21 protein-coding genes, 1 tRNA gene and 2 pseudogenes are annotated in these 22,591 nt (G+C 57.0%); 12 read left to right on the plus strand and 12 right to left on the minus strand.

Going from position 1 to position 22,591, the window contains the following annotated elements; genetic code table 11:
* The 7 genes from ACVOLS_RS15285 to ACVOLS_RS15315 all read left to right on the plus strand — a co-directional run.
* A partial coding sequence (locus ACVOLS_RS15285; RefSeq protein ID WP_481546310.1) for a hypothetical protein occupies positions 1-722 on the plus strand: 722 nt, incomplete at its 5' end.
* Between the two features lie 233 nt (positions 723-955).
* Positions 956-1,615, plus strand: a complete 660-nt coding sequence (locus ACVOLS_RS15290) for a hypothetical protein (RefSeq protein WP_481546311.1) — start codon at positions 956-958, stop codon at positions 1,613-1,615.
* Positions 1,616-1,748: 133 nt separating this feature from the next.
* Positions 1,749-2,909, plus strand: a complete 1,161-nt coding sequence (locus tag ACVOLS_RS15295; protein ID WP_481546312.1) for a restriction endonuclease — start codon at positions 1,749-1,751, stop codon at positions 2,907-2,909.
* 10 nt (positions 2,910-2,919) lie between these two features.
* On the plus strand, positions 2,920-3,711 hold the full coding sequence (locus ACVOLS_RS15300; protein ID WP_481546313.1) for an NYN domain-containing protein: 792 nt from the start codon (positions 2,920-2,922) through the stop codon (positions 3,709-3,711).
* A gap of 165 nt (positions 3,712-3,876) precedes the next feature.
* Positions 3,877-5,445 (plus strand): recombinase family protein, encoded by a 1,569-nt coding sequence (locus ACVOLS_RS15305; protein ID WP_481546314.1) that lies wholly within the window; start codon positions 3,877-3,879, stop codon positions 5,443-5,445.
* A complete protein-coding gene (locus ACVOLS_RS15310) occupies positions 5,442-6,338 on the plus strand; it encodes a plasmid partitioning protein RepB C-terminal domain-containing protein (RefSeq protein WP_481546315.1) in 897 nt (298 codons plus the stop codon). Before ACVOLS_RS15305 ends, ACVOLS_RS15310 begins: the two co-directional genes overlap by 4 nt.
* Positions 6,335-7,237, plus strand: a complete 903-nt coding sequence (locus ACVOLS_RS15315; protein ID WP_481546316.1) for a plasmid partitioning protein RepB C-terminal domain-containing protein — start codon at positions 6,335-6,337, stop codon at positions 7,235-7,237. The genes ACVOLS_RS15310 and ACVOLS_RS15315 overlap by 4 nt, the downstream gene beginning before the upstream one ends.
* Positions 7,238-7,478: 241 nt before the next feature.
* On the opposite strand, the pseudogene ACVOLS_RS15320 reads toward ACVOLS_RS15315, so the two are convergent.
* Positions 7,479-7,775 (minus strand): annotated as a pseudogene (locus ACVOLS_RS15320) (integrase core domain-containing protein); the annotation flags it as partial.
* A gap of 92 nt (positions 7,776-7,867) precedes the next feature.
* On the opposite strand from ACVOLS_RS15320, the gene ACVOLS_RS15325 reads away from it, so the two are divergent.
* Positions 7,868-9,145: an IS110 family RNA-guided transposase gene (locus ACVOLS_RS15325; RefSeq protein WP_481546317.1), complete on the plus strand. Its 1,278-nt coding sequence runs from the start codon at positions 7,868-7,870 to the stop codon at positions 9,143-9,145.
* Positions 9,146-9,371: 226 nt separating this feature from the next.
* On the opposite strand, the pseudogene ACVOLS_RS15330 reads toward ACVOLS_RS15325, so the two are convergent.
* Both ACVOLS_RS15330 and ACVOLS_RS15335 read right to left on the minus strand, forming a co-directional pair.
* Positions 9,372-10,182: pseudogene (locus tag ACVOLS_RS15330) on the minus strand (transposase); the annotation flags it as partial.
* A 217-nt stretch (positions 10,183-10,399) separates the two neighbouring features.
* Positions 10,400-10,753 carry a hypothetical protein gene (locus ACVOLS_RS15335; protein WP_481546318.1) on the minus strand — a complete coding sequence of 118 codons (354 nt, stop codon included), beginning with the start codon at positions 10,751-10,753 and terminating at the stop codon, positions 10,400-10,402.
* A 132-nt stretch (positions 10,754-10,885) separates the two neighbouring features.
* Between ACVOLS_RS15335 and ACVOLS_RS15340 the strand changes: the two genes are divergently transcribed.
* Complete coding sequence (locus ACVOLS_RS15340; RefSeq protein ID WP_481546319.1) at positions 10,886-11,161, plus strand: hypothetical protein; 276 nt, start codon at positions 10,886-10,888, stop codon at positions 11,159-11,161.
* A 170-nt stretch (positions 11,162-11,331) separates the two neighbouring features.
* On the opposite strand, the gene ACVOLS_RS15345 is transcribed toward ACVOLS_RS15340, so the two are convergent.
* Positions 11,332-11,832: a hypothetical protein gene (locus ACVOLS_RS15345; RefSeq protein ID WP_481546320.1), complete on the minus strand. Its 501-nt coding sequence runs from the start codon at positions 11,830-11,832 to the stop codon at positions 11,332-11,334.
* A gap of 450 nt (positions 11,833-12,282) precedes the next feature.
* Between ACVOLS_RS15345 and ACVOLS_RS15350 the strand changes: the two genes are divergently transcribed.
* Genes ACVOLS_RS15350 through ACVOLS_RS15360 form a run of 3 tightly spaced genes read left to right on the plus strand, consistent with a single transcriptional unit; the run spans position 12,283 to position 15,863 of the window.
* Positions 12,283-12,813, plus strand: a complete 531-nt coding sequence (locus ACVOLS_RS15350) for a hypothetical protein (RefSeq protein WP_481546321.1) — start codon at positions 12,283-12,285, stop codon at positions 12,811-12,813.
* A gap of 10 nt (positions 12,814-12,823) precedes the next feature.
* Positions 12,824-15,331, plus strand: coding sequence for an N-6 DNA methylase (locus ACVOLS_RS15355; protein ID WP_481546322.1), 2,508 nt, complete (start codon positions 12,824-12,826; stop codon positions 15,329-15,331).
* A 10-nt stretch (positions 15,332-15,341) separates the two neighbouring features.
* The gene (locus ACVOLS_RS15360; protein WP_481546323.1) at positions 15,342-15,863 is read left to right on the plus strand and encodes a PIN domain-containing protein; all 522 of its coding nucleotides are present in this window, start codon (positions 15,342-15,344) and stop codon (positions 15,861-15,863) included.
* A 347-nt stretch (positions 15,864-16,210) separates the two neighbouring features.
* Here the strand turns inward: ACVOLS_RS15360 and ACVOLS_RS15365 are convergent, their stop codons facing one another.
* The 8 genes from ACVOLS_RS15365 to dtd form a co-directional block, all read right to left on the minus strand.
* The gene (locus ACVOLS_RS15365) at positions 16,211-16,975 is read right to left on the minus strand and encodes a hypothetical protein (RefSeq protein WP_481546324.1); all 765 of its coding nucleotides are present in this window, start codon (positions 16,973-16,975) and stop codon (positions 16,211-16,213) included.
* A gap of 159 nt (positions 16,976-17,134) precedes the next feature.
* Positions 17,135-17,551 carry an H-NS histone family protein gene (locus ACVOLS_RS15370; RefSeq protein WP_481546325.1) on the minus strand — a complete coding sequence of 139 codons (417 nt, stop codon included), beginning with the start codon at positions 17,549-17,551 and terminating at the stop codon, positions 17,135-17,137.
* A gap of 149 nt (positions 17,552-17,700) precedes the next feature.
* On the minus strand, positions 17,701-18,885 hold the full coding sequence (locus ACVOLS_RS15375; protein WP_481546326.1) for a tyrosine-type recombinase/integrase: 1,185 nt from the start codon (positions 18,883-18,885) through the stop codon (positions 17,701-17,703).
* A gap of 179 nt (positions 18,886-19,064) precedes the next feature.
* Positions 19,065-19,140, minus strand: a tRNA-Ile gene (locus ACVOLS_RS15380).
* Between the two features lie 297 nt (positions 19,141-19,437).
* Positions 19,438-19,827 carry a type II toxin-antitoxin system HicB family antitoxin gene (locus tag ACVOLS_RS15385; protein WP_481512271.1) on the minus strand — a complete coding sequence of 130 codons (390 nt, stop codon included), beginning with the start codon at positions 19,825-19,827 and terminating at the stop codon, positions 19,438-19,440.
* Positions 19,828-19,835: 8 nt separating this feature from the next.
* Positions 19,836-20,180, minus strand: coding sequence for a type II toxin-antitoxin system HicA family toxin (locus ACVOLS_RS15390; RefSeq protein WP_481546327.1), 345 nt, complete (start codon positions 20,178-20,180; stop codon positions 19,836-19,838).
* Positions 20,181-20,198: 18 nt separating this feature from the next.
* The gene (rpoD, locus tag ACVOLS_RS15395) at positions 20,199-22,046 is read right to left on the minus strand and encodes an RNA polymerase sigma factor RpoD (RefSeq protein ID WP_481515831.1); all 1,848 of its coding nucleotides are present in this window, start codon (positions 22,044-22,046) and stop codon (positions 20,199-20,201) included.
* 93 nt (positions 22,047-22,139) lie between these two features.
* Entirely contained in the window at positions 22,140-22,580 is a 441-nt protein-coding gene (gene dtd, locus ACVOLS_RS15400; RefSeq protein ID WP_481546328.1) for a D-aminoacyl-tRNA deacylase, read from the minus strand.
* Positions 22,581-22,591: the final 11 nt, after the last annotated feature.

Genomic DNA, 22,591 nt, shown 5'->3' on the forward strand with positions numbered 1-22,591 from the left:
CGGGGAAACCCGTCGAAAGCCGCCAGAAATGGCGCAATTTTGATCAAATCGAGGTCGATCGAGCGCTCGACGCTGAAATCCAAGCTTCAGGGCGCTTTGATCAGACCTTCCCTAGCCGTACAATCAGGCCCATGCGGCTATGCCGGACTGCTGACCAGGAGAGAACCATGCGCATCGTGCTCGTAGGAATCACGACTGTCTGTCTGATCGCTCTATGGCCAGGCGTAGCAAAGGCCGATAGCTGGGTTATCTACACGGATGGGCGTGTCGGCGGCTGCTGGATGAACAGGTCCGGCGTCCTCTACGGTTGTACGCCGCAACCGCGTGCTTCCAAATTCGATGACGACATGCCTGCCCCGCGCTCCCGGGCTGAACCGCTAATCAGCAAGGACGCCACAGAGCTCGAGTTGCTCCGCCGACAGAACAGCGCATACCAACGACAGTTGTCCGAGCAGCGGGCCGCCGACCGAGAACAGCACGCTCAGGCCCGGGCAGTCAATGCGTACTTCGAGGCCCAGAGCCGGGCAAATGCACAAGCGCGCGGCGCGCGGCAGATGGCTGAGTACCAGTCCAAATACGTGGACTGCCGTGGCCCGCAGTACGACGCACTTCTTGCTGAGCGTAGCTTGAAACGGCATCCGACGGTGGCTGGCATGTGTGTGCCGGCCAGCAGCAAATCCGGCAGTAACAGCGTGTTCGTCCAGTGTCCACCTTGCGGTTGATTAAGTTTGGTCAAGGGGACGAGATGCTTGGCTCAAAACAATTCGGCGAGCTCGCCACGGCTGCGCGTTTTGAGCACGCGGGCGAATGATTGCCTTGAGCTATGATCGCTGGTCAGGCCTCGGCACCAGCTATATCCTTCTGGCATGCGAGAGCTGCGACCCGGGACAGGGTCGGGGCCTTTTATAATTTCTATTTCTAGTTCAATCCATGGAGGGGGCGTATGCGAGTTGCAATGAGTGCCGTTATTCTGGCCGTGGTAGGGGGTAATTTGTCTGCGGCAGAATCCAGTGTCCTTCCCCAGATCTTTGATCCGGAGATAATCGGTGCAGATATTGCCTACCTTGAGCGGTTGACCGGGCCAGCCCGAAATACATACGGTCAAACGAAGGTTTATAAGATCTCGGGCTGTGAGGTTTCTGTCGCCATGATTCGCGGCACAGTTGGCTCAGTGGGTATGGCTGTCAGTCCGCAGTGTGATTTCGATCTTTCTACTTTCCTGCCAAACCTCAGGAGTACCGGCCGGCCTTTGCATACGCTGACCTTTGGTCAGTTTGACGCGATGTCGGGAGGGAATGGTCGTTACTACGCGGACTGCCTTTATCTGTGCGGCAATGCGACCGATCCGAGGATTTATCAGCATTGGCAGGGATCTCGTGCCGACAAGGCCCTAGAGGTTTTGCTTGAGGTTGCGCAAGTCGATGAACCCGCGGTGGAGGCTGCGTTTGCCTGGAAGGCGGGCATGATGGAGGCTGAAGGTGAGGACTGGGTTTTAGATGCGAAGTTCAACTGCACACAAAAATACGAAGAGGTTGCGCACCGACTCTTCCGCGAAGTCCGCATTTCAAAGATCACCATCGGATATGACATCGAGATTCCTCGCTGCGAAAGCTGAGATGCACCCTGTGATCCCCCTATACCGGCTTCAAGGTCCCAAGGACTTGGTTCCGGGGTTGGCGCCGGTCGCGGTCGAGGTTCCTAGCCCCACTGGCTTCGCACGCTTTTGGCCCGGTGCCGGAAAGCGGCACTTGGCAGCCAAGGCCGCAGCGCATCAAGCCCACCAGCAGGCTCTCGAACAGTTCCATCGCGCAGAAGCGCAAAAGAAGCAACGGCTGGCTGATCTACGGGCCCAACACGAGACCGAACGCGCGCTCTATGAGGCAGACGTTGGTCGCCGAAACGCTGAACTGGAAGAGTTTCAGAGCGCCTACCTAGCTCACGAGCCTGATGCCGTCGTGGCCTACAACGACATGGTCCTCACGCGTTCCGAATACCCCTCCGAGGGTTTCCCTCAGGCGTTCAAGCTGGCCTATGCCGAGGCATCCAAAGACCTAGTCGTTGAGTATGACCTCCCCGAGGTGAGTGTCGTGCCCACCGAAGCCGATTATCGCTACGTCAAAACACGCGATGCGATCGACTCCAAGGTGCGCAAGGCCAGCGACATCAAATCGCTCTACCAAGAGATCATTGCCTCAATCGCGCTGAGGACCTTGCACGAAGCCTTTGAGGCTGATCAAGCAAACGCATTGGCGCTGGTAACCTTCAACGGCGTGGTGGACACCCACGACCCCACCACGGGCCAAGAGGTTCGGGTGCCGGTGGTGTCCGTCCGCGCAACAAAGGCCGCCTTCCTTCAGCTGCGGCTCGAACGCGTGGAAAAGGTCGCATGCCTGCGCAGCCTGGGTGCTCAGGTCTCAAACAGGCCCGATGAATTGCAGGCCATCAAACCGATTGTCGAGTTCAACATGGTCGACAAGCGCTTCATCGCGCAATCGGACGTGCTGTCAGGCCTTGAATCACGCCCCAACCTGCTGGATCTGACCCCCAGCGAGTTCGAAGCACTCGTCTCCAACCTGTTCAGTCGGATGGGGCTGGACACGAAACTGACCCGGAGCTCCCACGATGGTGGAGTGGATGCCGTGGCCTTTGACACCCGACCCGTCTTGGGCGGGAAGGTCGTCATACAAGCCAAGCGCTATCGGGACACCGTAGGCGTCAGCGCGGTCCGCGACCTTTACGGAACCATGCTCAATGAAGGCGCCAGCAAGGGCATCTTGGTTTGCACCAGCGGCTACGGCACCGAAGCCTTCAACTTTGCCAAAGACAAACCCATTGAGTTGATCGACGGGGGTGGTCTGCTCTATTTGCTGAGGGAGCACGCCGGCCTGGACGCACGCATCGCAGCTTAAGGACAAGAACATGGCTAACGGATCAGTCCCTCACGACGGCAAAGTGGCCGTTTTGGTCGATTGCGACAACGTCAGTCCCGAGATCGTGGAGCACGCCCTGCTGATGGTGGCCCAGTTCGGGCGCGTGGTGCTGCGACGCGGGTATGGAAACCACGCCACGTTGGCGAACCGCTGGCAGGAGGTGCTCGTCCAACAGGCGTTTACCCCTTGCCTCCAATACCAATACGCCCCTGGAAAAAACACTTCCGACATCGCCCTGGCTCTTGATGCTCAAGAGGCCTTGTTTGACCATCGCGCCGACACCTTCTGCCTGGTGACCAGTGACTCCGACTTCGCTTACCTGTGCAGAAAGCTCCGGGAGCGCGGAGCGACTGTCTGTATCGTCGGCGAGCCCAAGACGCCAGCGGCCCTGCGAAACGCTTGCGATCAGTTCTTCGAATGGGAACGCAAAGCAATCGCCGAGCCGTGCGAAGACCGACCCAATGCATCACCGGCCAAAGCGGAGGGCAACAAAGTTGAGGCCAGCGAGGTGGACACCAAGCCGCTTCCCAAGCGCCGCCCCAAATTCGTGGTGGAAGCGGTCACGCTCCTGGCTGGGGACACCTCTGAAGGCGAGGTAGGACTGGGGCCGCTGGGCCAATACCTCAAACGAACAGACCCCTCCTTCTCCCCCAATGCCTATGGGCATTCGGGCCTACTCAGCATGCTGAAGACCTATGACCTGCTAACCCTACGCCAGCAGGAAGGAGGCCAGTGGACCGTCAGTCTGGCCACGCGGCCTGAAACGAATGAGCACACGTAGGCGTATCACTCGCGCTCCCAGAGCGCCGTGATCATCTCGATCTGCTATCGACACCTGTGCGTCACGAACTTAACTGGTTCAGTCACGAAATCGAAGAGTAACGAGACCGTCAAACTGTCCGCCTACGGTCGCTGAATACATAGTCTTAGATGGGAAGCGCTGGCCGTGTCCTCGCACCACGCTGTGACCGATGCTATTCAGTCTCCCGATCGGCTCATTCCGGTTGCCCAGTATGTGCGCATGTCGACCGAGCATCAGCGCTACTCCACGGAGAACCAGGCTGCGGCAATTGCCGAATATGCCAGGGCGCACGGCATGGAGATCGTCCAGACCTACGAGGACTCAGGCAAGAGTGGACTGAACTTAAAGGGTCGAAGCGCCCTTCAAGCCCTTCTCCGGGATGTGAAGCTCCCCTCCCCTGGATTCAACGCCATTTTGGTCTACGACGTCAGCCGTTGGGGACGGTTCCCTGACCCGGACGAGGCCGCCGCCTACGTTCACGCCTGTAAGAGCCATGGCGTCCCGGTCATCTATTGCGCGGAAGCTTTCAAGAACGATGGCTCCTTGCCTTCCACCATCATGATTGGCCTCAAGCGCAGCATGGCCGCCGAATACAGCCGTGAGCTATCTGACAAGGTGTTCAAAGGGGCGTGCAACATTGTGCGGCACGGGTTCCGACAAGGAGGCACCCCGGGGTATGGCTTACGGCGCCAACTCGTGGACGAGCATCTCCAGCCCAAGGCATTGCTCGCTCGAGGAGAGCAGAAGAGCATCCAAACTGACCGTGTGATCCTGGTGTCCGGGCCTTCGCAAGAAGTCGCCACCGTCTTGCGCATCTATCGGCTGTTTCTGCAGGACGGCATGCCCGAGCGGGTCATCGCCTCCGTCCTGAACCGAGAAGGCATCCCGAATGAGGTTGGTGGCTCCTGGAGCCGAGGGACCGTCCATCAAATACTAACGAATGAAAAATACGTCGGCCACAACGTCTACAACCGGACCTCGTTCAAGCTGAAGCTGCAACACGTTCAGAACCCGCCCGAGGCGTGGGTGCGAAAGGAACATGCGTTTGAAGCCATTGTTCCGTTTGATCTGTTCGAGCGCGTTCAAGCCGTTATAGCGGCACGTTCGGTCCACTTGGACGACCATCAGATGCTGGAAGCCCTGCGTTCGCTGCTTGATCGTCATGGCGCGCTGTCAGGGATGCTGATCGATGAAGAAGAAAGCGTTCCCTCCAGCAGCGCCTTCCGCCATCGGTTTGGAAGCCTGCTCCGGGCTTACAGCCTGGTTGGTTTCTCCCCCAAACGTGACTACGCCTACTTGGAGATCAACCGTTCCCTTCGACGGCGGCATCCCGAGATGGTCCAACTGGTGGTCGATGGCATCGCCCAACACGGCGGTTGGGTTGAGCCATGCCGGGATACCGGTCTTCTGCGGGTGAACGGTGAGCTCCTCACGTCCGTCGTCATCGCACGGTGCAAGCCCACACCCGCCGGCTCTAACCGCTGGCGAATCCGACTGGATACAAGCCTGACGCCGCATGTGACCGTAGTGATCCGGATGGATCCCGGTAACCGTCATGCCCACGACTACTACGTACTTCCTTCCATCGACTTCACCCCCGATGGCATGCCCTCCATGGAGGACAACGGCTTTTCCTTGGATGCCTACCGGATGGACACGCTGGAAGAGTTCTTCGCCCTGGCCGGTCGGGCCGCATTGCTGGAGGCCGCATGACGAACAAAAGCTCAAGCGTTCAGATGATCCCCATTGCCGACATTCACGTAGCCAACCCGCGTGTCAGAAACCAACGCATCCACCGTGGCATCACTCGAAGCATCGAAACGGTGGGACTCAAACGCCCCGTTAGCGTTCGTAACGCATCTCCTGATGAAACGTCGCTCCCGTATGCACTGATCTGTGGCCAAGGCCGCCTTGAGGCCTGCAAGCTGTTGGGCCACCGCGAGATCCCCGCCCTGATCTTGGACGTGGATGAGCACACCGGTCACGTCATGAGCATCGTGGAGAACGTCGCCCGCCGCACGCCCAGGGCAGCCGAGACCATGGAGCAGGTCCAGGTGCTCAGAGAGCGCGGTTACTCGGACCCGGAGATAGCCACCAAGCTTGGCTGCACTCCGTCTTGGGTGAACAGCGTGGCCAATCTCATGGAGCGCGGAGAGCGACGTCTGCTCGCTGCCGCGGAGGCTGGCCACATTTCCTTGGCCCTTGCCATCAACATCTCCCGGGCAAATGATCGCGATGCGCAACAGTTGCTGATGGACGCCTACGAGGCCGGTGAGCTCAAGGGAAAGAAGGTGACCGTCGTCCGAAACATCTTGGCTCATCGAGCTAGAAGCGGAAAAAAGGGAACGAACTCCTATGCTCACGGCACACCGCGAAAAAAGCTGACTCCCGAGGACTTGACCAAGCTTTACAAGCGCGACGTGGAAATGCACCAGCGCATCCAGAAGAAGGCTGAGTTCACGCAGCAATCGCTTCTCTTGGCACGACAAATCTTCAAAGAGCTGCTTGCCTCGACAGATTTCCGCGAACTTCTCCAATCGGAGGGGCTGACTAGCATCCCGCAACCCTTGGCTGACTTACTGCCCCGCAGAGGATTGGGTCGATGAGCAAGAAGCAATCTTCGGGCTTACGCCTCGGCTTCGAAAAGGACTGCGTGGACATCCCTTTGGCGCAGTTGAACTACTGCGTCCCCATGCCAACAGGGATCAAGGGATCGGTCAAATATCAGCAGATCATGAGCTCGGTCAGGATAGTCGGATTGGTTGAGCCCATCGTGGTCGCCTTGGACCGCGGCAACGCCGGACAGTTCTTAGTCTTGGACGGGAGAATGCGCCTGGAGGCCCTGAAGGAACTAGGAGCCTCCGTGGCCCCCTGCCTCATCTCAACCGACGACGAAGGCTATACCTACAATAAGCAGGTAAACCGGCTTTCAGTCATCCAAGAGCACCGAATGATTCTCAGGCTAGCCGAAAGTGGTGCTTCTGTGGAACAGCTGTCGGAGGTGCTCAACATCTCGGCCAGCTCCATCCGGGACAAGTTCCGGCTTCTGGATGGCGTTTGCGACGAAGCAACCGCCATCTTGGCCGACAAGCCGGCCGCGGCCGGCGTGTTTCGGTTGTTGCGGAAGATGAAGCCCTTCCGGCAGATCGATGCTGCTCAGACCATGGTCAACTTGGGGGATTACTCGATCAAGCTCGCAACCGCGCTTCTCCAAAACACGCCGGTGGAACAGTTGATAGAGCCATTGGCAGCAAAGGCGCCCAATGGTGCTCCTATCGAGGCTCTCCAACGCTTGGAACGGGAGCTGGCAGCGCTGCAAGCCGATACAAAGCTGCTGGAGGAGAATTATGGCCCAGCCACCCTCCAACTCGAGATCGTCAAAACCCACATTGGGTCGACCTTTCTGGAAAATGCAGCAGTAGTGCGGTGGCTGGCCAAGAACAAGCCAGACCATCTTCAACAGCTTCAGCGAATTGCGGACATAAAGCTCCTCAAGGCCGGCTAGCTCGTTGAAGTTCCACACCTAGTATCGAAACCATTGCCCAGTGTTGACGCGGGCCGTTCACCTGCCAGCCTGACCAAAGCGCGTTCCGCATGCCTATGCGCGTTACCCGCGCTGTCGAATCTGATGCTTCGCCGGCAAGACCAACCTCGGCTTCTGTGAAAGAAGAAGCAAAATCCTAGGTTGCCAAGCGATGCCCCCCCCCCCGATTACCGGTGCATTTCAAAGTGGAAAATCCGGCGCTCTACGGCCCCCTGGAGTTCGCTTGGGACCCGTGTTTCAGGGCGAATTCCTCCGGGGTTTTCCATCCTAGTGCACTGTGGGGACGTTCCTCGTCATAGAAGCGCCGCCACCCTTCGATCTTGCTCCGCGCGTCGGCCAGTGACAAGAACCGATGCTCACTCAGGCACTCCTGCCGAAGGCGACCGTTGAAGCTTTCTACAAGCGCGTTGTCGGTCGGCGTGCCGCGTCGGGAAAAATCCAGCTCCACGCTGTTCTCATAAGCCCAACGATCCATCACCTTCCCGGCGAACTCGCTACCGTAGTACATCTGGAGGCATGAGTTCTTTGCAGGCAGCCATCGTCTCCGAGCGCATCCTGCGGGTTCTCACACGCCACAGGAGTTCGTTGACGATGGCTACCCAATCTCATCCGACCCCCGCAGCGACTTGGGTCGCGATTGATATCGCTAAGCGCTACCACGCAGTCCTCATTGGGCGCCCGGGCAGTAAGCAGCAGCGCTTCCGCATGGCCAGTTCTCGGGAGGACCATCAACGATTGGTTGAACTTCTCCGTAAAATGCCCGCGCCCGTTCGTGTCGCAATGGAGCCCACTGGCGATTGTCATCGCACCTTGGCCTTCCGCTTGGTCCAAGAGGGCTTCGAAGTCTGCCTTGTGTCCTCGGTCGCCGGGGCCCGCTATCGGGAAGCTCTTTTCAATTCGTGGGACAAGAACGATCCGAAGGATGCAAGCGTGATCCTGGCTATGCTCAAACAGGGCATGACCATGCGCTACGTGGATCCGTTGCTGGCCGGGCATCACGGGTTACAGGAGCTATCCAAGACCCATTACCAGATCAGCTTGGCTAGAACCCGACTGCAGCACAGCCTGATGACACACTACTTGCCCCTGTACTTTCCGGAAATCGAGCGCTACTTCGATGGTGCACATGCCGATTGGTTTGCCCGATTCATGCTTCGTTTTCCCACTGCTGCCTCGATCCGCCAACTCACCTGGGATGCTTTCCGCAAGGAAGCTTGGGAGCTCGTCGGCCGCAAGGTGAACAAGCAGACTTGGCTCGCCGAACTCTACCAATGTGCGCTCGGCAGCATCGGCTTACCCGTAGACGACGATTCGATTGAGGTCCAGAGTTTTCGGCTGCAGCTGCGTCGCTATCAGTTGTTAGTTGAGCAGCGCGATGCTCTAGCTGCGCAAGCGCACCAAGTGTTGGCAGATAACCCAGATTACGAGTCCTTGCGTTCATTACCCGGTATCGGCCCGGTGCTTGCACTGACCATCCTGGCCGAGGCCGGTGATCTTCGTCGATTTGCCCATCATCGCCAGTTCTTGAAGTACTGCGGCCTCGATCTAGCCACCTGCCAGTCCGGGCAGTACCGCGGACATGAGCGTTTATCAAAGCGTGGTAACGCGCGATTGCGCTTCGCCTTCTGGTTTGCCGCCACCATTGCGGTACGAATGCGTGAAAGCAGCTTCCGCGACAAGTACGAACGGTACGTCAAGAACGATCCAAACAATGCTGATCGCAAGCGTAAAGCACTGACCGCAGTGGCTGCCAAGATGACGAGGGTTGCTTATGGTCTGGTGAAGCGCCAAACCCAATACCGCTGCTACTTCGAAAACGCTTTACCCCGTGGATCGATCCCGCTCAGTGGGGCCGTTGGGACCTCATAGGATCCTGTAGATAATGCTCGGACCTTCCACTGGACCTCCATGCTGTTTAAGGCACGGTCGAGGCCGCTACGGACCTCGTGTTCACTATGCTCAGATCAGGAGACCTTGTCGATGTGGAAGCCCACGGGACTTTGTGTGAAGTTGCATACGGCCAGAGAAGAACAGGTGCTAATGGGACCTGTGCATCGACTCGCCATCAACTTTAGCTTGACTCCAGAGTTAGCACGTTGTCCACCTTGATAGCGCCCGGCGATCCTCGCAGGGCTGCCAACCTTGTCATTGCCTCTGCCACATGTTCCCCGCGTCGCGACTGGTCCACGACGATGGCCAGGCACTCATGCGTGAAGTGATCAACCACGGTCAGCATCCGGAAACGGCGACCGTCAAACAGTGCGTCGCTGACGAAGCCCATCCCCCAAAGTGCATTGGGAGCAACAGCTACTTTTATCAGCTGACGCCGGCGTGCACTTCTACTGCGCCGAGGCCGGCAATGCCTTAAAGAAAGGCCTTCCTCCTTGTAAATCCGATGGACCCGCTTGTGGTTGTCACGCCAGCCTTCTCGGCGCAGAACCACGAACAAGCGCTCGCAACCGTAGTGCACCCGAGTTGAGGCGATCTCACGCATGCGCATTCGTACCGCCTGGCTGTCCCTTGCTTTGCCCTTGTACGAATAGCTGGAATACGACATCGTCACCATCTGCAATGCCCGCCGCATGCTGACCCCAAAGCGCTCTTGCAACCGCCCACCCAGGTGCGCCGCTGGGCAGGCCTCAGAGCTTTTTTGCGACCACCTCCTGCAACATGGCCTTGTCCACACTGAGATCGGCAACCAACTGGTTGAGCTTGCGGTTTTCCTCTTCCAGCAGCCTTAAGCGTTTCAATTCCGAAGGGCCAAGCCCACCGTACTTCTTTCGCCATACGTAGACGGTGGCCTCGGCAATACCCAGCCTCCTGCAGATCTCGCCCACTGCCGTTCCCAGCTCCGCCTGCTTTAGCGCGTAGGCAATTTGCTCCTCGGTGAAACGCGACTTCTTCATGCCTGAATCCTCGTTCGTCACGGGGCCCAATGCTGCCGACGTCTCTACTTTAGCCTGCACCAGTTTTCTGGGGGTGGGTCAGGATCAAGCGATGGTGCCCGCTGCGGGGGAATCGACGCGGCGACATGAGGCCAGGCTGCGAACTGAGACGGCCGAAGTTACATTGAAGCTGCGAGGGCGCTTGGACAGCGAGCAATTGGGTCGTCGCGGCGTCAATCTATAAAAACTGCGAATCTTGTTTCGACCATTTACGAAATGCCGCTTGCATTTCACTATTCACCGCCCTCCAGTCGCACCCGTCTCTATGAGACACCACATCAAGGAGGGCTTTGTCGTTGATCCAGAACCCGTCGCCGGTGCCGTAACGCTCAAAGGCGCGGCGTAACCGGTCCATCTCGGCTGGTGTCAGGCATTGCGTGTCTGTGAGTTGGTCTTCCATGAACCAGGCGACGGAGACAGTTAAATGGATCGTAGCATTGGCAGGGAAAGCTTTCGTTCGGTGAACGCCTTGGCTATCAAGCGTGTCATGCCATGCATGCGCATCGACGATGTTTTCTGGCTTCAGCGACACGCGCGCTATCGTGTAAGGGCTCTCTTTTCTCTATGAAAATTTTACAAACCGTTATCCTGATCCCGCCTCACCCCTCCTTACGGCTGGTGCAGGGCACATATCAGGAGATTTGTAGAACAAGGATGGTCACTCATGAGGTCAACGATACCTCGCCATGTCCGCTCGCGCTTTCATAAGCGTCTCAACGTGTTACTTCAAATCGCATTCACATTCTTCGCACTTGCCGTCGCGAGTTACTGCGGCTTCATCGCAGGTAGTGGGCTCTTTCAAGGTGAAGTCTGTATTTTCGGCGACGGCCTGCACGAGACCTTCCAATGGGGCGACAACTCGCCTGCCTTCGTTTTCATGATGATCTTGTGGAGCGGGACAGGACTGCTCTTTTCCCATATGGCACTAAGCAAGAATTGACGCAGTAATCGCCCAGTTAAGAGGAAATCCTTAGTCGACTCGCTCCATCAATCAGGCACAGTCGATCTGCCAGACCTAACTGCCAGTGCATTGACCTGTGCATCCACTGCCTGCATGATAGTGCGCACTATCGGGGAGTAGTACCGGAGCCCGGTTCGCCGGGCTTTTTTTTAACTAACTCTCGGGGCGACTTGCAGATTCCCCGCAAGCGGGTCTCGTTGGCGGATCATGTCGCACTGCTCTACGGTACCTACGTGACTTTGCACGCGGTGCAGCAAGGCATCTATCGAAGCTGCAATTGTGAGCGCATTGGGTAGGTCTTCTGCGGCAACGAGCGCCTGGCCGGCAAGGAGCCCAATTTCGTGCAGCCGAACGGTTCGCTCAGCATGAGACAAGCCATGAGCCTGGGTGATCAGCTCACAAGCAACACCCTCAAGCTTGTTGCGTAATTCCGAGTACACCATCGCGATCCCCTGAGGCGTATCTACACTTCGGCAAAGTATGCACGCTGCAATCCTATCCGGTGTGAAGGCGTGCACCCAAGGCTTTGAATAAACGATGCTAGGGCTTGGTCTTTGAGTCTGAGGCCTGCCTGACGGCTCGATGGATTCACAGACGATCCGTCCGTCCGGGTCGACGTTGTAGTAGTTCAGGTCGCGAAGGTCGATCATCCTGGATAGCTGTCAGCTCACTTTTGCGCGGCTGTCATGAAATTGGAGCCTCGGAACGATTGCTGCTTCCCTGGTGCCGGGTAAGGAGGCATCCTTCGAACCATCCTCACGTTGAGAGCAGTGTCCGCTACCGTACGCAAACCGGCACCCCTTGATGTCACCGCGGCAATCAGGAACTACTCGCGCAGAACCGTCATGTGCTTTCGGTGGATGACGGCAATACTAAACTGGCGGCAGGCATCGCTGGTCTCGGCGCGCTGTGATTGCTGCAGCACATGGCACGCCAGCCACTTGCACGCAGCGAGCTGCTACCGTTGTTTGAGGACTGGTAGCTCGATCCCATGCCTGAATTGGGTCGAACGCCAATTTGTGCGCACTTCCCGCTCAGATCTGCGCACTCCATGCCCAGATCTGAGTATAGAATACGCACAAAGGGCTACGGAGACATAGGTGAGCAGTCGTTCTTTAACCGTGTCAGACCTGTTAGCTATCAGCGGATACACCCGCGATCAAATGCGTGGCCTGCTGGATGCTATACCTGCCTACGCCAGCCGTAATACGTCGGTGCGGGTGGCAAAACGATACACCGCACTGGATCTGCTGGTGGTACGAGCTTGCTCCCACTTGGAGCATCGATACGGCCTACAGCGCGGCACCGTTGCGGATTTTTCCGACGCGTTGCGATCCGTGCTTTCTGGTCCAAGGCCGGTTTCAGTCACAACGCATTTGTTGCTGACATTTGAACCAATCGATGCTCAGTATGTGGAAGCGACGGAGAGCGTCAGCGAAGGACTTATTATCCCACTGGCTCCCATTTTCCAAGTAGTAGACGACTATCTATTGCCAGGGGGCGCACAGCTCAGCTGGAGTCAGCACGAATTGGGTTTCGGACCGCAGGCCATCCGTTCCGATACGGCTGCACCCGTGTCGGCCCGAGAGGCTTCGCATGACCCCAGCCTACACAACACGTTGTACAAATAAGGATGGCACTGTGAGCTACAACGCACAAGTTCTCAGGACTTCCCTAACCCGTCTTGGCTATCGCGCAGCGGACGTCTTCCAGAGATTCCGATTTGCTGCTGTAGATCTCCCCGCGCGGCCGGTACGCGAAGTTGACGCCATTGCGTTTTGGGATGGACCTGCCTCGTATCGGACTGCAGCACTCGGCGTCGTTCGCATTGCGTCGAACGAAACCGCACGCGAAACCGCGGAGGCCACTCGCAGCCTGGGGGCCCCATTCCTCGTCGTCATCGAGGGTGATGAGGCTTCGATGTGGACCTACACTGCCACAGGAGTCGCCCAGCTCAATAGCACGTCTGCATCCCAGTGGCAGACATTACTCGCCGACCGAGAAAAGTTCGGCCCCGGCCCAATCCGCCAGCTCAAAGCGCTCAAAGTACGCGAGGATGTGCCGTGCACTGGGATGTTATTCGATCCGCGCACCTTGTATGGCATCCAAGCGAACACTCAGTTTGCGTTGGACGACATGCTGAAGCATTTCCTTTCCCATTTTGATGGCGAGAGGATCAGAACGGGTCAACTTTCACTGCAGACGCACTACAAAGTTTTATTCCCGCTTGTTTTCCGACTGCTGGCGGGGAAGATACTGATTGATAGAGAAGACAATCGGGTGAAAGCCATCGATGCGGACGATCCGCGCGAGGTCGTTTCCATCGTAGAGGAGTTGTATTCCCTGCCCAAGCAACGGCTCCAATGGACGAAGACCCGAGTGACACAGCTCACGGCTGCGTGGCAGGCCTTGCGCGAAGGCCTGTATGTGCGCAACGTTGCTGCGGACGACCTGGCATTCGTCTACGAGAACACGCTCATCACTCCGGAAACCCGCAAGGCCTTTGGCACACACAGCACACCGTACAGTGCCGCAGACTATGTGATCCGGTCGCTAAGGCTGCCGGAAGGAGATACGGCAGCACAATTACGCGTCTACGAGCCATTCGCAGGCGCATGCGTTTTTCTGACAGCTGCTCTGCGACGATTCAAGGAGCTATTTCCGCAGACGTGGTCTGTAACCAAGGTACATGAACATCTCGTGGGCCACTTCATGGCTAGTGAGATAGATCCGTTCGCATGCGAGATTGCCCGGCTGGCACTGATCCTGGCGGACTATCCGAATCACAACGGCTGGCGTATCACGAACGAAGACTTGTTCGAATCTGGCCGTCTAGCCGAACGCGTTAGTCAATGCGATGTCCTGCTATGCAACCCCCCATTTGAGGATTTTGATAAGCAGTCCTCCGACGTATCCGTCCACAAGCCCGTGGTGTTGTTGGACGCCATCGTTAAGGCCCCACCGCCTTTCGTTGGGGTCGTCATGCCCAGTGGATTTTCCTCACACAATGTGTACCGGCACCACATCCGCCGCATTTGTGAGATCTATGGTGACGTCGAGGTACTGCAACTGCCCGAAGGGGTGTTTCGTCACGCTTCGATCGGCGCGGAAATCCTGATCGCTCAAGGCCGGCGTGACGAAAATTCACCGATCGAAACCACTCTTCGAAAGAATGTTGTGCGACGCGCTGACTGGCCTCGCTTTGTCCAAACCTTGCAAACATCCAGTAGCGACATCGCCCAGGTAGATCCAAATAAATCACCGGGACTTGTTGCTCTACGTCCGCTCCGTGGCGTTTGGGAGTACCTCGCTGGATCGCCCATGCTCGGCAGCGTAGCTGAGATGCACCGCGGGCTGGAATGGACAACCAACCAAAGCGCGGCCAGCAGGCCTAGAGCGGCACCCGGTTTTCTGCAGGGCCTACATCGGTCCGGCGATTCACTAGCGCAATTTGAAGTCAAGCAAACGGTCTATCTGGATACCCGTGAATCACATCTGCGTGGAGGGGCAATTAACTACCCTTGGGCATCCCCAAAAATCATCACCAATGCGATCCGAACATCTCGAGGTCCTTGGCGCTTGGCGGCTACCGTCGATAACGACGGATTGCTGGTTTCTCAACAATTTTATGGGATTTGGCTGCGGGAATCGCAGGACTCATCACTGAGTTTGCTCGAACTATGTGCGATCTTGAACTCACCAATCTCGAACGCTTTCAGCTTTGCACATGATGAACAGAAGCATCTGCGCAAGGAAACGTTGCAAAAGCTGCCGCTACCGTCTTCTCGCATTTCACGTGAAGTGGAGAGCCTAATTAGCGAATACTTGTCAGCGTGCGGAGGAGACGATGGCCCTTTGTTCTCGTCACGATCCAAATCGACTGAGGATCTCCTAATGGAGATCGATGCCCTCGTTTTGAAGGCGTATGACCTGCCTCCAAAGCTGGAACGCGAACTTCTGCGTTTCATGGTCGGAGGCAAGCGCCCTAGCCGTGCAACATTCGGAGATTACCCAGGTACGGCCAACGGCGATGCCGCGATTTCTTTACATAGACGGCTAACAATGAACAACGCAGAAATTAGAGCAGTCTGGCACACACTTATGCAGCCATTGCCGCAAAGTATGGCTGGCGTTTTCGATCTAGCGTAAACGGTGATCTATGTTTCTTCTCGATACTAGCGCAGTATCGACCTTGGTGAACCCGGGTCATCCACGGCATGCGAAAGCAATCGCTTTCAGGAATCAGCACTTCGGACAAGAACAACGGCTCTTCATCTGCGTCGTATCGATCGCAGAGATGCTATTTGGCCTGAACTTGTACCAAAGAAGATCCCCTAAGCCCAGTGACACCGACTTGAATGAAGTTCGCCAGCGCATTCAGGCCGCCAGTGAACTCGCAGACGTTTTGGAGGTAACTCGCCACGTTGCCATTGAGCAAGGCCGACTACGCTCACAATGGGCATGGAAAGTCGCTCCCAAGAAAGCTGCGCAAGAAAAACTCAAAGGAACTCACCCGGAGCGTTGGAGCGACAATTGGGCTGCAAACAAACTACAGATCACGGAGAACGACATCTGGATTGCCGCAATGGCCATGACGCATGATTTAACGTTGGTAACTTGTGACAAAGACTTTGACAAACTAGCTCAGGTTGACCACACCCTTAAGGTCTTAACACTTTGAGCCTCCCCGTAGTACGTCACTTCAGACCTGTATCACGCAGTGGCCGGCTGCAATGGCCCACCGTTTTCTGTTCAGGTCATTCGGTTAGTGGCAGCATAGGCCGCATCCGAGACCATCATCTTCACACAGTAAGCCGCATCGAAAATTCCAACGCCACGGCATACGACCTTGAGCCACCTTCCGATCTCAACTTGCTTCAGCGTCGCAACAATCTGGCTTTCGGTGAATTTTCTCTTGCATATCAATGGTCTTCTTGGGACTAATTTCCCTGGGAACCCCAAGAATGTCTGGATCAAGCTTACGGCCGGGGCCGCATCTTGATTTTACGAGGCTTTGCTCATGCGCCCTTAACGCCCTCGATCATGCATGCGTCCGCCTGAATCAATCCAAATTCCATCTCCCAAGTAACCGTCACCGCCCGACCTGCCTGAGATGGCGCCATAAATTTCGAGCATTTCGTTTCGTGGATGCGGGCTGAGATTTTTTTGCTTTAACGTTCTCTTGTCTCGCGAGCCAACAGACACAAAAAATCGATCATAGTCGCCAGAGTCATTTGCGAAAGCCTTCGCAAATCGATGAATTCCCTCGAAAAGATTGAATTTTGTATGTGCGAGGTGATGCCTAACTACTTGGCCTATGGCTATGGAAACGTCACAAGAACTCATTGGTACTGGAGCTGCGGGCAACCTCTCCGGTAAAATCTGAAGGTCAACACCGTTCTTTCTAAAAAGAATGTTGGCAGTCTGAGTCTTGTTGGTGAACGAAAAAAGTATTGTGTAGACATTCGAGCGGTGTAAAAGAGGTACCCAGCCACCAACCTTGAGAACACGGGCGAGAGCCTGATGAGTCGCCAAGCCAACATGGAGCGGCGATCCAGGTGGCGACGTTAGTGCGCCATCGCCAGTTTCGACTGCCTCGGAAACCTTGCACTCAACAACCGCCCTGCACTGCCAATTAAGATATTGCAGCATTTCCACCACAGCGGGCCTTAGTCGTCCGTCGCCCAGACGGACAACGACTGCGTCCCCCTTCTGTAGATCGGTGCGAAAACAATTCGCAGGGTAATCCGAGTCGGATTCCGGGAACCTAACAAAAGCGATGATATAGCTCATGCGGGCAACATTATTTCAGGCTGACAGCTAACGCCGGAATTAAACCGAGCCGCGAAGCGTCGCCGGATTGAGCTGTTAGGTATCAGTCGATCATTGGATAATTGGTGCATCAACCTCAACCTCAACCGTATTGTCAACGCCAACACGCTCTCACTGAAATCATCCTTGCTTGAACAACCTACGCTTACCAGTCAACGGCTTGTTCTTCGTGGTCAGCTTGGCCACACCTGGAATTAAGTAGTCGACCGGATTCTGTCCAAAACGGATCTTGGACGCCAACCAAAGCGGCATTTTTCCGCGACCAGTCCAAGTGTTCCAAGGACTCTCAGGATCGCGATACTTCGGCTGGACCTTTGGCACCTTGCGCCGGCGAGCTTTTTTAGTAGTCTCCGCCCCCGCCTCCCCCGTATCGAAGAGCTCTTCAATGGTGTACCCGGCCTTCTTGGCCACAACTGCCAATTGACGCCTGACCTTTTCCGGCGCTTGGCGCTTACTTAGGGATCTCTGCCTTTCCTTGGCAGTGCTGATGAGGGCGCTCAACTCGCGAAGAGTGAGTAAATTCAGATCGATGCTCATTGAGGTAGCGTCAAGCCTCTGCCAGTGAGTGTCAAGGAGGCATAGAGCCACGCTTGACCAAGGAAGCACCATGGACTTGCCCACATCCGCAGCTGGGATGGCAAACACCAACGTTCACTACGAGCGGCCGTGAACCTGTCAAACAGCCCCTAAGCGGTTTTCTGATTTCGCAGCTTGTCCAAGTAATCAGCCCACCCCTGCATCATCGCCTTACGCTCTTTCAGATGCGTCGTGCGGTTATAGGCGCGCCCCAAAGGATCGCGTACCGCATGGGCCAACTGATGCTCAATGAAGTCAGGCCTATACCCCAGCACTTCATCCAATAGTGTTCGCGCCATCGCCCGAAAACCATGTGCAGTCATCATAGTGCCATCAAATCCGATATTTCGCAGAGCGGCGTTAATTGTGTTCTCACTGATCGGCTTCGAAACGGTCCTTACACTTGGAAGGACATAGTCACTGCGCCTGGAGTGAGGACGCACCTCCTCCAGAACTTCGAGGGCCTGTCGAGCTAGAGGGACAATGTGCGCTGTATGGGTCTTGCTGGTGGTGTAACGCCACTCTGCAGCTTGCAGATCAATATCCGACCAACGCGCCGCTCGAAGCTCCCCCGGCCGAACAAATAGAAGCGCTGAAAGCTTCAACGCCGCAGAAACGACGGGAAAGCCCTGATAGCCATAAATGGCTTTGAGCAACTTCGCAACATCATCAGGCTCTGTCACGCTGGAGAAATGCGTCGTCTTCGCTGGAGACAACGCACCAACAAGACTAACTGCGGGGTTGTTCTCCGCACACCCTGTAGCAATGGCATAGCGAAAAACAAGGCCAGCCGCGGCCCTAGTGCGGTGCGCTGTTTCCACGGCTCCGCGCGCCTCGATTTTCCTGAGTGCCTTTAACAACATCGGTGCGGTGATACTACGGATCGGCAACTCAGCAATGCCGCCAAGATCCCTCTCAAGCATCCGGCGCTCACGAACTACTGAGCCAGGACTGAGCTTCTTCGCACGCTGGAGCATCAACTCTTCAGCCAGGCTACCGAAAGTGTTGCCCGCTTCCTCTTGCTTGGCAGCACGCTCCACTTTCGCAACCAGACTCGGATCCACACCTTTCTTGACTAAGGCACGCGCCCGATCGCGATCAGCGCGCGCCTCAGCCAGCGAGACAAGCGGATACTCCCCGATAGTCAGCATGTTGGCCTTGTCAGCAAACCGATAGCGGTAACGCCAAATCTTTGCGCCGGTCGTCCGCACTTCGATGCAAAGCCCATTGGCATCTGCGAGTCGAAAGAGCTTGTTCTGAGGCTTGAGGCTACGGAGCTTGGTGTCAGTCAGCATGTGTGTGAGTAACGGAATTGTGAGTAACGGAGGCGAGCCTCGCAATCTTACTCACATCGTTACTCACATTCCAATCGGATGGCGCTGGACAACATCGAACCAGACCGGACATTCCCCCTCAAAAATCCCCTTATTTCATACACTTCTTGAACTTCGCCGGACTGCGTCGGACCATAAAATGGTGGGCCCACCAGGATTCGAACCTGGAACCAAAGGATTATGAGTCCTCTGCTCTAACCGTTGAGCTATAGGCCCGCGCTGACTGCACAGTGTAGTGGAGGTAACCCGTTCGCGACTACTTCCCTGCGTCTGATTAGATGTACATGGATTGCGAACGGCCAGATCACTGCGGATGGAGCGATCCAAGCTGCGGCTGCAACCATTGTCGGGGAGCTTATTGGTCAGCAAACGCGCTGCGAGCGCATGCATCCGACCCATGGCTAGCTCACGGTGGCTAGTCCATCGGTTCGGTGCAACATGACTCAGCTTCGTCCTGTTGCGATTTGCAGCTGGAAAAGTATCTAGCCTCTCGATCAACCTAGCGGAACGGGGTCAGTTCAGCGCAGCCAGATGCGCGATATAGGCAGACCTGCTCTCGCCGGCAGCCTTCGCATTCGCGTCCAAGCGCATCAACACACGGCGCGGCAGTGTGATGTTCACGCGCTCGATCGTGTCGTCGAGCAAGGAGGGATCTACATTGATGTAAGCCACCATCCAACCAGCGAAATCGCCCTTTTCCAATGCAGCCTGGGCACTGGACGGCCGGGGAATCGCACGGCCTGCATCCAGCGCCGAATCGATCCACGCAGCGGCAGCCTCTTCCACTTCGGTCATGGCCTCATCCAGAGTGTCACCTGCGGAGAAGCAACCCGGCAGATCTGGAACAACCACGCTCCACGCGGTGTTTTCGTCGCCTGCTTCAATCATGACGGGGTAGCGCATACCGCCTCCTATTTCAGCCCCGCAATTCTGCGGAGATTGTTTACCAGCCCTTTTCCAAGGTCCTTTTTGGGATGCGGGACGGTGATGATGTTTGAGTTGTCCGGATGGACGTAAACATGGTGGGAGCCACGCACGCGGTCCAATGTCCATCCATTGGTCATCAACTCCTTGATGAGGTCCGCGCTTTTCATGTACAGAGAATACACACGATACACACTGCCCGCAAGCAACCATAGACTGACGTCAGAAGCGAAGGCAGGCTGAATCCGGACACCAACTGCACCGTCGCAAACCAGAAAACGAAAAACCCCGCCAAGGCGGGGTTTTTCATTCCAGCGCTCACGCGCCAGCAATCACTTGCAAGCCACCACTCACTCGATGTCGAGGAAGCTGCGCAGCTGCTCCGAACGGCTCGGGTGACGCAGCTTGCGCAGCGCCTTGGCCTCGATCTGACGGATGCGCTCGCGGGTCACGTCGAACTGCTTGCCCACTTCTTCCAGCGTGTGATCGGTGTTCATGTCGATGCCGAAGCGCATGCGCAGCACCTTGGCTTCCCTCGGGGTGAGGCCAGCCAGCACGTCACGAACGGTTTCAGACAAGTTGATGTTGGTGGTGTTCTCGATCGGGGACTCCACGTTGGTGTCCTCGATGAAGTCGCCCAGATGCGAATCCTCGTCGTCACCGATCGGGGTTTCCATCGAGATCGGCTCCTTGGCGATCTTCATCACCTTGCGGATCTTGTCTTCCGGCATGTCCATTTCCTTGGCCAGCTCCTCCGGCGTAGCCTCGCGGCCGTACTGCTGGAGCATCTGGCGGGAAATGCGGTTCAACTTGTTGATCGTCTCGATCATGTGCACCGGAATACGGATGGTGCGGGCCTGGTCGGCGATCGAACGGGTGATCGCCTGGCGGATCCACCAGGTGGCATAGGTCGAGAACTTGTAACCGCGACGGTATTCGAACTTGTCGACGGCCTTCATCAGGCCGATGTTGCCCTCCTGGATCAGATCCAGGAACTGCAGGCCGCGGTTGGTGTACTTCTTGGCAATGGAAATGACCAGACGCAGGTTGGCCTCGACCATTTCCTTCTTGGCCTTGCGTGCCTTGGCTTCGCCGTAGGCCATGACGCGGCTGATTTCCTTCAGCTCGTCCAGGCTCAGCTGGGTGTTCTTTTCCAGGTCGATGGTGGCCTGCTGCTCGGACACGATCTGGTCCTTGACGTCACGCAGGGCCGACGACCACTTCTGCTTACGCTTGATTGCGTCTTCCACCCACTCCAGATTCGTCTGGTTGCCTTCCCACGAGCGGATGAAATCCTTACGCGGCATGCGGGCAGTAATGGTGGCCAAGTGCAGCACGCGGCGCTCCTGCGACTTGACCTGCGCCATGGTGTCGCGCAGCAGGCGTACCAGCACGTCGGTCAGCGGCAGCGGCAGCTTCAGGGTCACGAAGGTGGCCGAGATTTCTTCGCGCAGCTTGGCCTGGGCCTTGGTATCACCCTTGGCGTGTGCCTTCTTGAACTTGGCAAGATCGCTGGCCAGCTGCTCCATGCGGGCAGCCACTTCCACCGGATCCGGACCGGTCGGGCCGGCTTCTTCCTCGACGTCGTCGCCGTCGTCTTCTTCGTCGCCATCGGCATCAGCGTCATCGCTGGTGTCTTCGGCAACGGCCGGAGCAGGCGCTTCCTCGACCAGGTCGTTGAAGCCGACGATCACTTCGGCCAGGCGCTTCTTGCCTTCCTTGTGCAGTTCGTAATCAGCCAGCACCGACTCAACAGCCAGCGGGAAGGTGCCCAGTGCAGCCTGCACCTGGCCCAGGCCTTCTTCGATGCGCTTGGCGATGGCGATTTCGCCCTCGCGGGTCAGCAGCTCGACCGTACCCATTTCGCGCATGTACATGCGCACCGGGTCGGTGGTGCGGCCACCTTCGGTGTCGAGTGCGGTAAGTGCAGCAGCAGCTTCTTCAGCAGCGGTATCATCGACTTCACGGTTGCCGGTGTTGCCGTCGCTGAGCATCAGCGTGTCGGCGTCGGGGGCAACTTCGTGGACATCGATGCCCATGCCGGTGATCAGGCCGATGATGTCTTCGATCTGCTCCGGATCGACCATGTCGTCGGGCAGATGATCGTTAACTTCGGCGTAGGTCAGGTAGCCCTGTTCCAGGCCCTTGCTGATCAGAAGCTTGATGTCGTTTTGCTGGGCAGGACGTTCGTTGGCCATGTAATGCTCGCGCCACCGGCGATTGTGAAGATGGGAACCTAGCATTATACCAGCGCAGCATAGCGCTTGCCGGGGCGGTGGGTTCGCGGCGCGCTACGGTCTGAGCAGAAAGGTTACGGGCCCATCATTGATCAGGCTGACAACCATATGGGCACCAAAGCGACCGATTTCCACCCCTGAGCTGTGTTTTTCACGGCAGATGGCCACCAATTGGTTGAAAAGCCGTTCAGCCTCGGCCGGCGGCGCGGCGCTGGTGAAGCTCGGGCGCATGCCTGAACGGGTATCGGCGGCCAGGGTGAACTGGCTGACCAGCAGCAATCCGCCGCCGGTATCACGCAAAGAACGGTTCATCTTGCCGGCATCGTCGGCGAAAACTCGGTAACCGAGCAGCCGGTCCGCCATCCGCGACAGCATCGCCTCATCGTCGCCCGGCTCCACCCCCACCAGGGCAAGCAGGCCCGGGCCTATCTGCCCGACCACGGCATCGTCGACGGTGACCGAGGCCTGGGTGACACGTTGGATCAGGCAAAGCATTGGCAGCTCCT

This window comes from Stenotrophomonas sp. STEN038 (assembly GCF_056759895.1).

Excerpts from the sequence above, each read along its gene's own strand:
- ACVOLS_RS15290 (WP_481546311.1), top strand. The coding sequence starts at position 956 with ATGAGTGCCGTTATTCTGGCCGTGGTAGGGGGTAATTTGTCTGCGGCA.
- ACVOLS_RS15300 (WP_481546313.1), top strand. The coding sequence starts at position 2,920 with ATGGCTAACGGATCAGTCCCTCACGACGGCAAAGTGGCCGTTTTGGTC.
- ACVOLS_RS15310 (WP_481546315.1), top strand. The coding sequence starts at position 5,442 with ATGACGAACAAAAGCTCAAGCGTTCAGATGATCCCCATTGCCGACATT.
- ACVOLS_RS15315 (WP_481546316.1), top strand. The coding sequence starts at position 6,335 with ATGAGCAAGAAGCAATCTTCGGGCTTACGCCTCGGCTTCGAAAAGGAC.
- ACVOLS_RS15325 (WP_481546317.1), top strand. The coding sequence starts at position 7,868 with ATGGCTACCCAATCTCATCCGACCCCCGCAGCGACTTGGGTCGCGATT.
- ACVOLS_RS15340 (WP_481546319.1), top strand. The coding sequence starts at position 10,886 with ATGAGGTCAACGATACCTCGCCATGTCCGCTCGCGCTTTCATAAGCGT.
- ACVOLS_RS15345 (WP_481546320.1), bottom strand. The coding sequence starts at position 11,832 with ATGATCGACCTTCGCGACCTGAACTACTACAACGTCGACCCGGACGGA.
- ACVOLS_RS15360 (WP_481546323.1), top strand. The coding sequence starts at position 15,342 with ATGTTTCTTCTCGATACTAGCGCAGTATCGACCTTGGTGAACCCGGGT.
- ACVOLS_RS15365 (WP_481546324.1), bottom strand. The coding sequence starts at position 16,975 with ATGAGCTATATCATCGCTTTTGTTAGGTTCCCGGAATCCGACTCGGAT.
- ACVOLS_RS15370 (WP_481546325.1), bottom strand. The coding sequence starts at position 17,551 with ATGAGCATCGATCTGAATTTACTCACTCTTCGCGAGTTGAGCGCCCTC.
- ACVOLS_RS15375 (WP_481546326.1), bottom strand. The coding sequence starts at position 18,885 with ATGCTGACTGACACCAAGCTCCGTAGCCTCAAGCCTCAGAACAAGCTC.
- ACVOLS_RS15385 (WP_481512271.1), bottom strand. The coding sequence starts at position 19,827 with ATGCGCTACCCCGTCATGATTGAAGCAGGCGACGAAAACACCGCGTGG.
- rpoD (WP_481515831.1), bottom strand. The coding sequence starts at position 22,046 with ATGGCCAACGAACGTCCTGCCCAGCAAAACGACATCAAGCTTCTGATC.
- dtd (WP_481546328.1), bottom strand. The coding sequence starts at position 22,580 with ATGCTTTGCCTGATCCAACGTGTCACCCAGGCCTCGGTCACCGTCGAC.